The sequence below is a fragment of the Nonomuraea sp. NEAU-A123 genome, from assembly GCF_018603905.1.
Lineage (GTDB): Bacteria > Actinomycetota > Actinomycetes > Streptosporangiales > Streptosporangiaceae > Nonomuraea.
This window is the reverse complement of sequence record NZ_JAHFZZ010000008.1, coordinates 331,154-345,852: the sequence shown is the minus strand read 5'-3', so window position 1 is coordinate 345,852 and position 14,699 is coordinate 331,154. Positions and strand designations below refer to the sequence as shown.

Genomic DNA, 14,699 nt, shown 5'->3' with positions numbered 1-14,699 from the left:
CTTACCAGTGCCGCCGATCATGTCCGATCATTTCAATCACGTCAATGCTTTGTTAATCGGATCGATCACGTTATGTGATCGATATTGATCGTTATCGTACGAAGGCGTGTGGCGTGTCTTGACGCGGGCGGAAACCTTCGCGTTAACTCCCGGGACACACTGACGCGATCACGACCAGGGGGATCCATGCTCATGCTGCGGGAGTTCGACGACCTGCGGCTCTCGCCCCACACCGGATGGACCCGGAACCACTGGGCGGCACTCGCCGACCATCTCCTCCTGTCCGCCCGGCGGTACACGTCGGCCTCGCACGCGCGCGTCTCCTTCCCCGGCCCGCCGGGCGGTTACGGGACCGACGTCGACGCGCTGGAAGGGTTCGCGCGCACGTTCCTGGCCGCCGGATTCCGGGTGGCGGGGGAGGGCGGGCGCGATCCGCTGGGCCTGATGGAGTGGTACGCGCGGGGCCTCGCCGCCGGGACGGATCCCCGCTCACCCGAGCGCTGGGTGCGCCTCGACGAGCATGACCAGGCGAAGGTCGAGGCCGCGTCGATCGCGCTGGTGCTCCACCTGACGAAGCCGTGGCTGTGGGACCGGCTCGACCCGATCGTGCGGGAGCAGGTCGTGGACTACCTCGCGCCCGCGGTCGGCTCGGACTACCCGCCGATCAACTGGATCTGGTTCCAGATCGTGGTCGAGCAGTTCCTCGCCTCCGTCGGCGGGCCCTTCGAGCGCGCGGACATCGAGAAGGGGCTCTCGTTCACCGACGGCTTCGCCAGGGAGAACGGCTGGTACGCCGACGGTGCCGAACGCGCCTACGATCACTACGCGGGATGGGCGCTGCAGTTCTACCCGCTGATGTGGAGCGAGATGGCCGCCGGCGATCCGGCGGCGGACGCGCGGCGACCGCTCTACCTGGAGCGGCTCGAACGCTACCTGGGCGACGCCGTCCACCTCATCGGCGCCGACGGATCGCCCCTCGTCCAGGGACGCAGCCTCATCTACCGGTTCGCCGCCGCCACCCAGTTCTGGGCCGGCGCCCGTGCCGGGACGGCGACGCCCGCCCCAGGGTTGCTGCGCCGTGCCGCCTCCGGCATCGCCCGCCACTTCACCGAACGCGGAGCGCCGGACGAGGACGGAGTCCTGACCTCGGGCTGGCACGGAGCCTGGCCGCCGCTGGCCCAGTCCTACTCCGGGCCCGGCTCGCCGTACTGGGCGGCCAAGGGCTTCTTCGGCCTGTCCCTGCCCGCCGACCACCCGGTGTGGACGGCCGTCGAGGAGCCGCTGCCGGTCGAGTCCGGCGACTACCACCGCGTCGTCCGCGCGCCCGGCTGGCTGGTCAGCGGCACCCGTGCCGACGGCGTCGTGCGGGTGATCAACCACGGCACCGACCACTCCCATCCCGGTACGCACCTGACCGACTCGCCCCTGTACGCGCGGCTGGGCTACTCGACCGCCACCTCGCCCGTGCTCGCGGGTGAGCACGCCGCCGACCCCCTCGACCAGTCGGTCGTGCTCCTCGACCAGGGCGGGCGGCCCAGCCATCGCACGGGATTCGAGACGCTCCTCCTCGACCGCCTCCCCTCAAGAACGGCGATCGGGGCCTCGCGCTGGCAGGCCCACTGGGTCACTCCTGAGGGCGAGCGCCCGGACCACGGCTACGGGCGGGCCGGGACGGTACGCCTCGGGCCGTGGATCGACCTGATCTCCGCCGTACGCGGTCCTTGGGAGGTGCGCCTGGTCCGGCTGGCGGCCACGGCGGCGGAGCGTGGTCCGCTGCGTGTCGGCGGATGGCCGCTGCCGGCTCCGGAACCCGTCCAAACCGATACGGCCGCCGTGTCGAACGGCACCATGCACTCCCGCGTTGTCGCGGGCCCGGGGCTGGACCTGCGCGGTGTGGTCGCCGCCGGGAACTCCTCGCCGCTCGCCCCCTGGACGCTTGTCCCCTGGTGCGCCACCACCACGCCCGCGCTGCCGGACAGGTGGTACGACGTGGCGGTGTTCCTCGGCGGGCAGGAGCCGGACCGGGCGCCGGTCCTGTCCTGGGACGGCCCGGCGCTCGCCCGCGTGGCCTGGCCGGACGGGACGTACGACCTCCTGGACACGGCCTCCGCCCTCAGCGGGCCGGGCACTCCGCCACTATGACGCCGTCCGGCGGCGGCGGGTCAGTATGACGCGGTTCGGTGTGACGCCGTCCGGCGGCGGGTCACGCTGACACCGAGGAGGAGCGCACGATCAGGGTGGGCTCGACGACGACGCGGTGGGTGGGCCGCTCGGGGTCCGGGTCGGCCAGCCGGGCCGCGAGCAGCCCGAAGGCCGCCCGCCCGATAGCCATCTTGGGCGGCCGGACAGCGGTCAGCGGCGGGTCGCACAGCTCGGCCACCTCGTCGTCGTAGGCCACGATGGCGAGGTCACCGGGCACCCGGATGCCGCGCTCCTGGCAGCGCTCGACCAGGTTGATCGCCTCCGGGTCGGAGTGGACGAGCAGCGCCGTCGTCCCAGAGGCGACGCACTGGTCGATCACGCTCTCGAGCGCCTTGGGCCACTCGGGATGCCACTGATCGACCGTGCTGACGTCCGGCATGCCCTCCAGCGGCAGGCCGAACTCCTCGCACGCCTGCCGCCAGCCGTGCCGCACGTGCGGGCCCGTCGGGCTCTGTACGGTGGTGATCAGTCCGATCCGCCGGTGACCGAGCTCGACCAGGTGCCGCACGGCCATGCCGGCCCCCAGCGCGTGATCGCTGACCACCGACTCCATCGCCTCGTGGTACGGCCCGGAGGCGGCGGTGCGCTCGATGAGCACCATGGGCATGTCGGCCTCCTGCAGCCAGCGCACCAGCGCCTGCCCGTCGTCGCCGGTCGTGGTGGGCGCGACCAGGAGGCCGTCGATGCCCGCCGATTCGATCAGCCGGGAGAGGTGGCGGCGCTCGTCGGCGGCCCGGTAGGTGGCGCCACGCAGGACGACGCGCGCACCGGCCGCCGCGGCCGCCTCGCGAACGCCGCGGATCACGTCGGGCCAGTAATAGTTCAGCGACGGCACCACCATGCCGATCGTGACCTGCGGTTTCTCAGCGTCGGGTCCCGGCTGCGGGGCCGGGGAGTCCTCCGTCTCCCCGCCGGCGAGTGCGTCGGCCACCGGCCCGCCGTGGAGCACGGCTCCGCCGCGAACCCGGCGGATCAGCCCCTGGGACGAGAGCAGCGCGATGTCGCGCCGGATGGTGATGACCGAGACGTCCAGCTCGGTCGCCAGGTCGCCGACGCGCACGACGCCACGCCGGCGCAGCAGCTCCACCACCTGGGCGCGGCGCTCGTCCGGCAGCGGACCCGGCGAATCGGACATACTCACTCCCACACCCCCACATGAACCTCGAAAGCGCCCCGCGCCGTGCCCGGCAGACGCAGCTCCAGCCTGGTCAGGCAGTCGCCCCACACCGCGGAGAGCATAGGGTCCGCCAGCGCGCGGACGGTGAACGCGGCCGTCGCGACCCCGGGGTCCCACGCCACGAGCACGGCCCGCGCGCCGCCCGGCGGCCGGACGACGGCCTGCCCGGCCGACGGCTGCTCCACCTGCCCGTTCAGCAGGAAGTGCAGCACGCTCGGCTCGCCGTCGCCGGTGAAGCTCCAGGCGTCCCCGATCGTCACGCGTGACTCGTGCCGGTCGAGCGCCGCCGTCCGCCACCACCGCTCCAGCTCGGGTACGGGATAGGCGGCGGCCAGGTCCAGCCGCGCCTGGAAGCGGCCGGGCTCGTCCATCACCTCGACGTCACGGGCTCGGAACCGGCGCCCCTGCCCCTGCGGCGCGCCCCGTACCTCGGGGACGTTGTGCCAGTCGCTGCGCATCGTCCAGATCGCATAGCGGTCCGGCCCGAACGTCTGCGCCGCGTACGTCGGCCGCCCCGCGTCGACCAGCACGGGAACCCCGTCCACGGCGACGACGACGGACCCGACGTCGTTGTGGTTGTGGTGCTCCCCGTTGTGCCCGCCCTTGACCGCGAGCGTGAGACCGCGCGCCGTCCCACCGGCCGTACGCGCGAGGCCGATCTGCGTCCCCGGCAACCAGACCACGGCGACCAGCGGCGGCTCGCCGGGGCCGGTGCCCCGCCACTCCACGTCGACCAGCTCGCGGAGCGCCCGTCCGAGCTCGGCGGCGACCGGAATCCCGGCCGCACGCTGCGACTCCGCGTGCCGGCGGGCGTCGTGCACGCCGAGCCGGCGAGCCCAGCGGTGGAGCACCTGCCACGGCTGGTCGGCCGGCGGCCGGGCCCGCGCGTCGGCGAGGTTGAGATACCACGGCCCGCCCAGATGCATGCGGTGCGGGAACCGGACCGTCTCCCGCACGACCTGGATCTCCGCCGCGTCGAGCCGCCCCGACGTGGCGTGCTCCAGGACGTCGAGCGCCTCGAGCGCGCGGCATGCCCCGTTCCACCAGTATTCGTAGCCTTCGTCGACGGAGCCGTCATCCGGCAGCGCCGCCAGGTAGTGATCGAGGCCCGCCACGGCCAGGGCGACCTGGCGCGCCCGCTCCTGCCCCGGCTCGGCCAGGCGCAGCGCGGCGACGAGCACGTTGCCGCAGATCCACGGGCACCAGTTGCTCGGATCGCCGTCCAGCCCCAGCCAGTGCCAGTCGCGCCGCTGGACGAACGGGTCGAGCACCCGCGCGCGCACCTCTGCCCGAACGCGCACCCGCAACCCCGGGAAGCGTTCCGCCAGCCGGTCCCCGAGCGCCTGGTCGGCCCAGGCCAGTTGGGCGGCGACGTCGGCGGCGCCGAGGTCGAGGCAGGGTGTGGCCACATCGGGCAGGACCGTCCCGCGGGGCCGGCATGTGTCCTCGTGTACCGGCCAGCACCATGAGCTCTGCTCGCACAGCAGGACGATCCCGTCGGCGGCCTCGTCCAGCCACCCGTCCGCACCGCTCGCCAGTGCCATGAGCACCGCCCGGGTCAGCCGGTCCTGGCGCTCGAACACCTGGCTCTCATAGCCGGTGCGGTTGCCGTCACGGAAGTATCGCGCGTACTGCGAGGCCAGCGGCTGCGGCCAGGGCGTGCCCAGCTCCGCCTCCGCCCGCTCACGGACGGCGAGCAGGACGCCGGACTCCGCGGCCCGATCCCAGACGGCGTCCCCGGTGGCCGGGACCGGCAGCGCCGTTTCGGGCGGCAGCAGGCTGCGGACCAGGACCTCCGGCGACATCGCGGCTCCCCAAACGGTGAGCAGGGGACCGGTCGTCCGACCCTCCGGCCGCCCGTCCGCAGGCTTAACGGCAGTGTTCGTCATGATCCTCCTCGCCGACACCCCCATAGTAGCGATCGAAAGTGATCGAAGTTGAATCAAATGGGCATTCGCCGAGGCATTGATCGAAACACGCGTGACCAGCCGAGGCCTTGCGCGAGGTGCGGGAAAATCCCGATCAACTAACCTCTGTACTCGGCTCCGAGAGTGCGCAGCCGCGAATGCGCGGACTCGTACGGGGCCGGGGTGCCGAGGTAGGACTTGGGGAGTTTGGCGACCATCGTGTAGTTGGTGTCGCACACGTTTCCCACCGGCGCCTGCCCGCCCTGGCTGACCAACTGGTAGGCGTCGAGCGTGTCGAGCCCGGTCAGTGCCGACGTCCAGGTGACCAGGTCGTGCTGGCTGATGCGGTAGGCGTCCTCCAGCGGTCTGGCCGAGCCGGTGGACATCAGGTGCAGGTCGTCCTCCATCCGCGGCCAGGGCGTCGCCACGCCCTTGACCAGCTCGACCGCCACCACCGTGTTCATGGCGGCCTCGACCGCGGTGCCGCACACCTCGCCGTGGCCCTGCCGGCCGTGGCCGTCGCCGATGGAGAACAGCCCGCCCGCCACGTTGACGCCCAGATAGACAGTGACGCCCGCGCGCAGTTCGGGAGTGTCCATGTTGCCGCCGTGCGCGTCGGGCGTGATCGTCATCCGCGCCTCGTTCGCGGCGGGTGCGACGCCGACCGTCCCGTGCATCGGGTCGAGCGGCAGCTCCACGCTGTAGTCACTGTTGCGGGCGTGGTAGACGGCGACGCCTTTGGCGGTGTCGAGGTCGTAGCGCCAGACCCGTTCCTCCAGCGGCGGCTGCAGCATGGCGGTGGTGTGCGTGCCGGTCAGCGCCCCGAAGTGCGGGAACGTGGTGGAGACGGCCCAGTCCCTGGCCGGGGTGATCGAGATGAAGTGCAGCGCCAGCGTGTCGCCGGGCTCGGCTCCCGTCACGTGGAACGGCCCGGTGACCGGGTTCAGGTAGGGGAACTCGCACACCTGTGACGGCAGGTCGTCGACCGTCCGGACTCGGCCGCCGAAGCAGTCCTCGGTGAACAGCTCGATGATCGTGCCCGGCTGTACCTCCCCGACCGGGGCGCGCCCGCCGAAGGTGTAGCCGAACTCCTCAGGCGAGGGACGATAGGACACGACGTTCACGAGACCTCCGAGGGCAGGGCGGGCCTGCGGCCCATGAGATAGAGCACGACGACGGCGAGCAGCCCGAGACCGAGCCAGATGAAGCCGAGCACCTGGGCCGCGAGGCTGGCGTTGATGACGACGAGCACCAGCACGGCGAATCCGATCACCGGCACGACCAGGTGCGCCAGCCAGTCGCGGCTGCGCTGCCGCACCACGTAGTGCACGACGACGGCCACGTGCAGCAGCAGGAACGCGGTCATCGCGCCGAAGTTGACCAAGGAGCTGAGCAGGTCGACGCCCTTGTCGTAGAGGCTCATGCCGACACCGAGCAGCAGCGAGACGGCCGCGACGGCGAGCGTGGCGTTCGCCGGCACCTTGTGCCTGGGGTCGACGCGGGCCAGGAACGCGGGCAGTTGCCGGTCCCGCGCCATCGCGAACAGCAGCCGCGAGGTGGCCGCCTGCGCGACCAGCGAGTTGGCGAAGCCCCAGGCGATGGCCGTCGCCACCGCGCACAGCACGCCCAGCCAGGCGCCGCCGGCGTACGAGGCCATGTCGTAGAAGGCGTTGCCCAGCTGTGCCCCGGGGGCCAGAAGGGCGGCTCTGTCAGGCACCAGCAGGGCCGCGACCCAGGTCTGCACCACGAACAGCACGGCGGCCAGCGCCAGCGCGGCCACCATGGACCGGCCGAGGCGCCGCGCGTCCTCGCGGTTCTCCTCGGCCAGCGTCGAGATGCCGTCGAAGCCGAGGAACGACAGCACCGCCACCGAGGCCGCCCCGAACACCAGCGTCCAGGAGAAGGTGGTGGAGTCGTAGATGGGGGTCAGCGCGCCCGTCGTGCCCTTGCCCTGCGCCAGCGCGATCCCGGCGATGACCAGGAAGATCGCGAGCACGAGCAGCTCGGCCACCAGCATGATCCGGGTGATCCGGGCCGTCATCTGGATGCCGAGGTAGTTCACCACGGTGTTGAGCAGCACGAAGGCGACGAGCCACAGCCACACCGGCACCGCGGGCACGAAAGAGTTCATGGCCGTGCTCGCCACCAGGTAGAGCAGCGCCGGGACCAGCAGATAGTCGAGCAGGATCGCCCACCCGGCGATGAACCCGACCGGCGGCGCGATGCCCCGGCCCGCGTAGGTGTAGACCGATCCGGCCATCGGGAAGGCCCTGGCCATCTGCGCGTACGACAGCCCGCTGAACGCCATCGCGACCAGCCCGATCACGTAGGCGAGGGCCACCATCCCGCCGGAGAGCGCGAAGACGTTGCCGAAGATGCCGAACGGGGCGATCGGCACCATGAAGATCAAGCCGTAGATCATCAGGTCGGCGAAGCCCAGGGAACGCTGGAGCTCTTGACGGTAGCCGAACTGCTCGATGCTGCTCATGGACGGCTCCTCGCTGCATGGGGGGCGATTCGCACATTAGATTCAAAGCCGTCCACTGACCAGGCTTCGCCATCGGGTGGCCGCTAGCTCTCCTTCTTCTGGCGGTCGTGGTCGCTCCAGATCAGCAGGGCGACTCCGGCCGCGGCGATGGCCAGGTAGGCGGGGGTCGGGATGTCCCACCACCGGCGCAGCAGACCCCAGTCGGTGTCGAAGAAGACTCGCGCCACAAAGCCCCCCAAGCCCTGGATCACCACGACCACGCCCAGAAAATTCCGCATGCCTCCACCGTGGCAAGTCGGTGGAGGCACGGGCATCGAACCTAGGGCGACGGAAGGGCCTACTAAAGTTCAGGCCGTCACGGGTAGAGGCCGCGCATCTGGTGGGCCTCCGCGACCCGGCCGACGCCGATGACGTGCGCCGCCTGCCGCAGCGTGAGGTCGCGGGCCGTGGCCAGCGACCGCACCTCGGCGTAGGCGCCCTCCATCAGCTCGCGCAGCTTCAACTCCACCTCGCCGCCGCTCCAGGAGTAGGCCTGCATGTTCTGCACCCACTCCAGGTACGACACGATCACCCCGCCGGCGTTGGCCAGGATGTCGGGCACCACGATCGTGCCGTTGGCGGCCAGGATCTCGTCCGCCTCCGGCGTGGTGGGCCCGTTGGCGCCCTCCACGATCAGGCGGGCGCGGATCCGCGGCGCGTTCTCACCGGTGATCGCGCCCTCCAGGGCCGCGGGCACCAGCACGTCCACGTCCAGCTCGAACAGCTCGGCGTGGTCCAGCGCGTCGGCGTGGCGGTAGCCGGCCACACCGCCCGACTCGGCGGCCCAGGCGCGCAGGTCGGCGATGTCGAGCCCGCCGGCCGAGTACACCGCGCCCGTCGCGTCGGACACGGAGACCACCGTGCAGCCCGCGTCGGAGAGGTACTGGGCGGCCGGGGCGCCCACCTTGCCGAAGCCCTGCACGGCCACCGTCACGCCTTCGGGCGAGCGGCCGAGCGCGCACATGGCGGCGATCTGCACGCCGCGCGAGGTCGCGCCGGACCGGCCGAGCGAGCCGCCCAGCATCAGCGGCTTGCCGGTGACCACGCCGGGCACCGCGTAGCCGGTGTTGACGCTGTAGGTGTCCATGATCCAGGCCATGGTCTGCTCGTCGGTGCCGACGTCGGGAGCCGGGATGTCCTTCTCCGGGCCGATCATCGGCAGGATCTCGTTGACGTAGCGCCGGGTCACCCGCTCCAGCTCACGCTGGGTGAGCACGGCCGGGTCCACGGCCACGCCGCCCTTGGCGCCGCCGTACGGGATGCCGACCAGCGCGCACTTCCACGTCATCCACATCGCCAGCGCGGTGACCTCGTGGATGTCGGTGCCGGGATGAAAGCGGAGGCCGCCCTTGGCGGGGCCGCGTGAGACGTTGTGCTGGACCCGGAAGCCCTGCACGACGTCCATGCGCCCGTCCTCGCGGCGCACGGGGACCGAGACGGTCAGCGAGCGGCGTGGCGTGGCGAGCATCGTGCGGAGCCCGGCGTCGAGCCGGAGATGTTCGGCGGCCTGGTCCAGTTGGTGGAGGGCCGAATCGAGGGCCTGGCGGCCGGGTGTGATCAGGGCCGGCGTCCTTGACGGCACCATGACGGTCATGGAAGGGATTCCTCCTGTTGTCTACGCCCGGAACGTGGGACGAGGCGCCATTGCCTGCCTTGTTTGGGCGTTCGTGTCGTGATCATCCTAGAGCGCGGCGTTTATCGCTGCCTAGGGTTTTCGGTTTGCCGTATCCCAGGTGATCTGCTGTCATCAATTACATGCGTTGATCGAGGTGCTGCAAACGTGCCACTCTGGCAGGCTTGCCACTACATGTGTGCCGAACTGTCGAATTTGGGGGACTGATGCCCGCTCTGGTCGTCGGGCCCATGCTGCGTTACGTCGACTCCGCCAGCGCCTCGATCTGGGTGGAGACCGGCGCACCCGGCCTGGTCACCGTGGAGGCCGCGGGCCGGGTCTTCTCCTCGTCCACCTTCACCGTCCATGGACACCACTACGCGATCGTCGATCTGCTCGAGCTGACGGAGAGCGCCGACTCGTACGTGGTCAAGATAGGGGAAGAGCAGGTCTGGCCGCTCGAAGGTTGGCCGCCCAGTCGCATCAGACTGTTTCCGGCGGAGGGGCCGAGCAGGCTGGCGTTCGGCTCCTGCCGCACCAGCGTGCCCCACGACGGCACGTACGTCCTGACCCACGGCGAGGACGTGCTGCGCTCCTACGGCTCGCACCTCAAGGACGCGGACACCGAGGAGTGGCCGGACCTGCTGCTGCTCCTCGGCGACCAGGTCTACGCCGACGGCCCGTCACCCGAGATGCTGGAGTTCATCGCCGCGCGCCGGGACAGCGAGCCGCAGAAGGAGATCGCCGACTTCCAGGAGTACGCCGAGCTCTACCGGCTGGCCTGGACCGAGCCGGAGATCCGGTGGGTGCTCTCCACCGTGCCCACCGCGATGATCTTCGATGACCATGACCTGCGCGACGACTGGAACACCTCCCAGACCTGGCGCGAGCAGATGGCCGCGACCTCCTGGTGGAAGCGCCGGGTGATCTCCGGGCTCGGCGCCTACTGGGTCTACCAGCACCTCGGCAACCTGTCGCCGGCCGAGCGGGCGGACGACGCGCTGCTGGCGACCTTGCAGAAGGGCGGGGACGGCGAGGCGCTCGACGCCTTCGCCGAACAGGCCGACGCCGAGCCCAGCAGCAACCGGTGGAGCTACTCCCGCGAACTCGGTGGCACCCGCCTGATCATGATCGACACCCGGTGCGCCAGGCAGCTCACCCCGGCCGACCGGCGGATGCTCGACCCGGTCGAGTGGGCCTGGCTGGAGGAGGAGGTCGCCAAGCCCGCCGAGCGGCTGGTCATCGGCTCGTCGATCCCTTTCCTGCTGCCCGAGGGCGTCCACTTCGTCCAGAACTGGAACGAGGCGCTCTGCGCCGGCAAGTGGGGCAAGACCGTCGCGAGGCTCTCAGAGCGGTTCCGGCAGGCGATCGACCTCGAGCACTGGGCGGCCTTCCGCCGCTCGTTCGAGGACCTGGCCCGGTTACTGGTCCAGGTCGGCAAACCGGTGCTGGTGCTGTCCGGCGACGTGCACTACTCCTACCTGGCCAAGGTCGACGGCCGGCCGATCTACCAGGTCGTCTGCTCGCCGATCCGCAACCCGCTCAGCCCGGTGCTGCGCTGGGCCAACGTCTTCAGCCAGTTCGGCCTGGCCACGCTGGTCGGCGGTCTGCTGGCCCGGCTGGCCCGCATTCCGCGCCCGCCGTTCCGCTGGGAGGTCATCGCCGGGCCATGGTTCCAGAACGCCCTGGCCACGCTGACCCTGCCGGGCGAACTCGACTGGTACGAATCCTCCGGCAGCACCGTCAAGCGCATCGATTCTGTACGGCTTCCGTGAAATCTGTACGGCGAAACGGCCGGCGCCGGCACCGGCTGGACGCCGAACTCGACGCGGCCGGAATTTCGGACGGCCTCCTGGCGTGGCGGCTGGTGGGAAATAGCGTGAAATAGGTGGAACCGGGGTCCCGCGTGCGGTCAACAACAGGGTGACCGCATGAGAGAGGACCGGCACGTGGTGGGTGTTCAGGAGTTACCTGAAACGCTGGACGACTCGGCGCTGATCGCGCAATCGGTGAGTGATCCGGAACGTTTCGCGGCGCTGTTCGACCGGCATGCCGATGAGATCCACCGGTATGCCGCCAGGCGCCTCGGCCCGGAACCGGCCGAAGACGTGACAGGCGAGGTGTTCCTCGTCGCCTTCCGCGCCCGGGCGCGCTACGACCGCTCGTGGCCGGACGCCCGGCCCTGGCTGTACGGCATCGCCACCAAGGTCGTCGCCCAGCACCGCAGGGCGGAGCGGCGGCGCATCCACGCGATGTCCAAGGTGAGCGTGGAGCGGCCGGGCTCGTTCGACGACCGCAGCGCGGACCGGGTCACCGCCGAGCAGCTCCAGCCCAGGCTGGCGCGGGCGCTGACCCGGCTCAGCGCGGCGGAGCGCGACCTGTTGCTGCTGGTGGCGTGGGCCGACCTGACGTACGAGGACGCGGCGCTCGCGCTGGGCGTGCCGGTGGGCACGGTCCGGTCCAGGTTGCACCGGCTCCGCGTCAAGGTTCGCAGGGCTCTCGGCGGCATCGATCCCTTCGCAGAGGAGCCCCAGGATGGATGACGAGATTCGCACGTTCGCGGACGGGAGGCCGGCCGCTCCGCCGTACCCGGAGGAGGCCCGCGCGAGGGCGCGCGGACGGTTGCTGCGCGAGGCCCGCGAGGGACGTGGCTTCCGCCTTCCGAAACTGGGCTGGCAGGCCGTGGCCGCGTTCGGGGTGACGGTCGCTCTCGTCGGGGGCGTGGCCGTAGCCCTGTCGGCGAGGCAGCCGAATCTGGGGGTGGCCGCCTCGGCCACCCAATCGGCGGCCGTCTCGGCGGATGAGCTGCGGCCCAGGCCCGGCCAGTTCATCTTGGTCGAGACCGACGGCATGGTCAGCTCGACCCCGGAAGGCGGCGGTAGCGCGATCCGTTTCATGTCCCGGACGCACCGGAAGATCTGGCAGTCGGTCGACGCCAGCGCGGACGGCCTGCTGCTGATGGAAGGGCAGGAGCCCCCGCGGGCGGGCGAGCCACTGCCCAAGAAGCAGCAGGTGCGGGCGTCCACCATGTGGGCGCGACTCGCCTCCTGCCAGAGTCAGTTTTTCCGGGTCGACTACGCCTACCTGAGCACGCTGCCCGCTGACCCGGCGACGATGCGCGACTTCCTCTACAAACGGGAGTCCGGTGGCAAGAGGGGCGCCGACGAGGTGGCGTTCACCGCGGTGGGTGACCTGCTCAGGGAGACGTACATGCCCAGGGCGCAGCGTGACGCGCTGTTCGAGGCCGCCAAGACGATCCCGGGCGTACAGGTGGAGGAGGGGGCCATGGACTTCGTCAGGCGCAAGGGGGTGGCGCTGGGCAGGGCGTCTGTGGGGATCTTGCACCAGCTGATCTTCGATCGGGACACACACGTACTGCTTGGGGAACGGCACACGGTCGTGGACGCCAAAGCCGTCGGCGTGCCGGTGGGCAGCGAGCTCACCGTGACGGCTCAGCTGAAGGTGAGCGTCGTGGACCGGCTGCCGAAGCCGACGGGCACGGTGATCGAGGACGGCGGCTGCGCTCCGCAGCCCACCGCGACCCCCGAGCCCGCCGATCAGCCCACGGACCAGCCGACCGATCCGCCCACGGATCAGCCGCCCGCTAGCGGCCCCGCGGAGGATCCGACGGTCGCCGTCCCTTCGGCGTTGCCCAGCGACCTGCCGGAAGACCCGGCCGCGGATCCCGCCGAGATCAGCGCCACGGCGCAACCGGCACCGATCAGCGCCACCGCGCCACCGGCACCGATCAGCAGCGACCCGCCCCGCGTTCCGACGGACGCGCCACGCTCCGGGGGCTGACCGGGGAACGGCCCGCGCCGGACGGCCTCCTGGCGTGGCGGCTCACCGGCCGTATGGCAAGAGGGCGCTAGGACTTGGCGCTCTGGACGATACGGGCGGCTTCGGCGCGTTCCTTGTCGAGTGTCTGGCGAACCTGGTCGAAATCGACGGGGTGCTGTTTCAGGGCGGCGGCCTGGAGCTTCTCCTCCGCCTCGCGCCAGACCTCGACGAGGCCCGTCGCTTTCTTGCAGGCGACGTCGGCGACCGCGGTGGCCGTTTCGGCTTTCGCCGAACCCGGGTCCTTCCACCGGTCGTCGGCGGCGGCGGCCAAGGGGTCGGCGTACTCTTTCTGGCCGCGGGTGCGCATGCACGACCGCCACTCATCGAGAGCTGATCGGACGTGGCGGTCCTTCGTACGGGCCTGTTCGAAGATCTCCCGCTCCAGACGCGTCAGCAGGGGCGAATCGGCGCCCTCGACGTAGACGTGGCCCATGCTGTCATCCAGGCAGGTGTTCGCCGCCGATCTCTCGGCCGCGTCGCGGTAACCGCCGCGTGCCCGGTCCGCCCGGTCTCGTTCCTTCTCAGCGGAGGTGAGCGGGGCGTGATAGCCCGTCCGCATGGCGACCAGGGGCTCTATGACGCCGTAGCGGCGGCGGTTGGGTGCCTCGATCATGGTGAGCGCGGGGAGAGCCGGGCGGCTGTACCCCTTCTTCTGGAGGCACTGGTCGGTGAGAACGTCCGTTGCCCGCTCGACGAGTTCGATGTCCGTCTCGGTCCGCTTGTAGGCGTCGAACGGCAGGTGAAGCGCCCGCGCTTCGGCGGACGGGTCGATGACGGGCCGCTCGGTTGCTTTCGGGATGGTCGAGGGGGCGGGGGCCGCGCATGCGGCGGTGGACACCAGCGCCAGCGTCAGGCAGCCCCACGCCCACCGACCAGCGATCAGCCTACGTCGCAGGGGACTTTCCTGAACCAGAGGGATTCGACGGTGTTGTCGAATCCGTTGTTGGTGAAGTCACCGTCGTTGCTGCGCGGTGCCGCGTAGTACCTGACGCCGGTCAGGTTGTCACCGCTGTAGAGGTCGACACCGGAATAGGACGCGTTCGCCATCGAGCTCGCCTGGTTCTCGAGAGCGCCCAGGTCGTCCCGCTGCTGGGTGGAACACGTGATGTCCTTACGCGCGCCCTGATAGTCGTCGTGTTCCCAGAACGTGATGAGGTTTCTGCTGGCCATCGCCGCTTCGGCCGGGCTGACGGTCAGCATGGAGAACGACGTGACGAGCGCGATCCCCGCGGCCGCGAGTTTCTTCATATGCCCTCTTCTATGGATAGGCGGAGCCGGCCCGCCACGAGACGCTGATCTTGGCAAGGGATCATACCTATCCAGGACGAAGCGGACGCACTGTTCGCGACGATCACGTCGAACACGGGGAGCGGCAACCGTAGGGCCCGCGCCACGGATGTGGATCCGTGGCGCGGGCCCTACGGGAAGCGGCCG

Annotated in this window: 12 protein-coding genes; 4 read left to right on the top strand and 8 right to left on the bottom strand. The window is 70.8% G+C overall.

Annotation, left to right across the window (positions count from 1 at the left end; all coding sequences use genetic code 11):
* Nucleotides 1-186: 186 nt before the first annotated feature.
* On the top strand, nt 187-2,142 hold the full coding sequence (locus KLK06_RS26715) for a DUF2264 domain-containing protein (RefSeq protein ID WP_214638367.1): 1,956 nt from the start codon (nt 187-189) through the stop codon (nt 2,140-2,142).
* Nucleotides 2,143-2,203: 61 nt separating this feature from the next.
* Here KLK06_RS26715 and KLK06_RS26710 read toward each other — a convergent pair whose 3' ends face one another.
* The 6 genes from KLK06_RS26710 to KLK06_RS26685 form a co-directional block, all read right to left on the bottom strand.
* Complete coding sequence (locus KLK06_RS26710) at nt 2,204-3,337, bottom strand: substrate-binding domain-containing protein (RefSeq protein ID WP_214638366.1); 1,134 nt, start codon at nt 3,335-3,337, stop codon at nt 2,204-2,206.
* Nucleotides 3,338-3,339: 2 nt separating this feature from the next.
* Nucleotides 3,340-5,268 (bottom strand): heparinase II/III family protein, encoded by a 1,929-nt coding sequence (locus tag KLK06_RS26705; RefSeq protein WP_214638365.1) that lies wholly within the window; start codon nt 5,266-5,268, stop codon nt 3,340-3,342.
* A gap of 137 nt (nt 5,269-5,405) precedes the next feature.
* Entirely contained in the window at nt 5,406-6,401 is a 996-nt protein-coding gene (locus KLK06_RS26700; RefSeq protein ID WP_308168456.1) for an acetamidase/formamidase family protein, read from the bottom strand.
* 5 nt (nt 6,402-6,406) lie between these two features.
* Entirely contained in the window at nt 6,407-7,774 is a 1,368-nt protein-coding gene (locus KLK06_RS26695) for an APC family permease (RefSeq protein WP_214638363.1), read from the bottom strand.
* An 83-nt stretch (nt 7,775-7,857) separates the two neighbouring features.
* Nucleotides 7,858-8,052 (bottom strand): hypothetical protein, encoded by a 195-nt coding sequence (locus KLK06_RS26690; RefSeq protein ID WP_214638362.1) that lies wholly within the window; start codon nt 8,050-8,052, stop codon nt 7,858-7,860.
* A gap of 77 nt (nt 8,053-8,129) precedes the next feature.
* The gene (locus tag KLK06_RS26685; protein WP_214638361.1) at nt 8,130-9,407 is read right to left on the bottom strand and encodes a Glu/Leu/Phe/Val dehydrogenase; all 1,278 of its coding nucleotides are present in this window, start codon (nt 9,405-9,407) and stop codon (nt 8,130-8,132) included.
* Between the two features lie 245 nt (nt 9,408-9,652).
* On the opposite strand from KLK06_RS26685, the gene KLK06_RS26680 reads away from it, so the two are divergent.
* The 3 genes from KLK06_RS26680 to KLK06_RS26670 all read left to right on the top strand — a co-directional run bounded on the left by KLK06_RS26680 (nt 9,653) and on the right by KLK06_RS26670 (nt 13,226).
* Nucleotides 9,653-11,200 carry an alkaline phosphatase D family protein gene (locus KLK06_RS26680; protein ID WP_214638360.1) on the top strand — a complete coding sequence of 516 codons (1,548 nt, stop codon included), beginning with the start codon at nt 9,653-9,655 and terminating at the stop codon, nt 11,198-11,200.
* Between the two features lie 156 nt (nt 11,201-11,356).
* Complete coding sequence (locus tag KLK06_RS26675) at nt 11,357-11,968, top strand: RNA polymerase sigma factor (RefSeq protein WP_214638359.1); 612 nt, start codon at nt 11,357-11,359, stop codon at nt 11,966-11,968.
* A complete protein-coding gene (locus KLK06_RS26670; protein WP_214638358.1) occupies nt 11,961-13,226 on the top strand; it encodes a CU044_5270 family protein in 1,266 nt (421 codons plus the stop codon). The genes KLK06_RS26675 and KLK06_RS26670 overlap by 8 nt, the downstream gene beginning before the upstream one ends.
* 67 nt (nt 13,227-13,293) lie before the next feature.
* On the opposite strand, the gene KLK06_RS26665 is transcribed toward KLK06_RS26670, so the two are convergent.
* Together KLK06_RS26665 and KLK06_RS26660 are read right to left on the bottom strand one after the other, a co-directional pair.
* Nucleotides 13,294-14,103: a hypothetical protein gene (locus KLK06_RS26665; RefSeq protein WP_214638357.1), complete on the bottom strand. Its 810-nt coding sequence runs from the start codon at nt 14,101-14,103 to the stop codon at nt 13,294-13,296.
* A gap of 41 nt (nt 14,104-14,144) precedes the next feature.
* Complete coding sequence (locus tag KLK06_RS26660; protein ID WP_214638356.1) at nt 14,145-14,513, bottom strand: peptidase inhibitor family I36 protein; 369 nt, start codon at nt 14,511-14,513, stop codon at nt 14,145-14,147.
* Between the last annotated feature and the right edge of the window lie 186 nt (nt 14,514-14,699).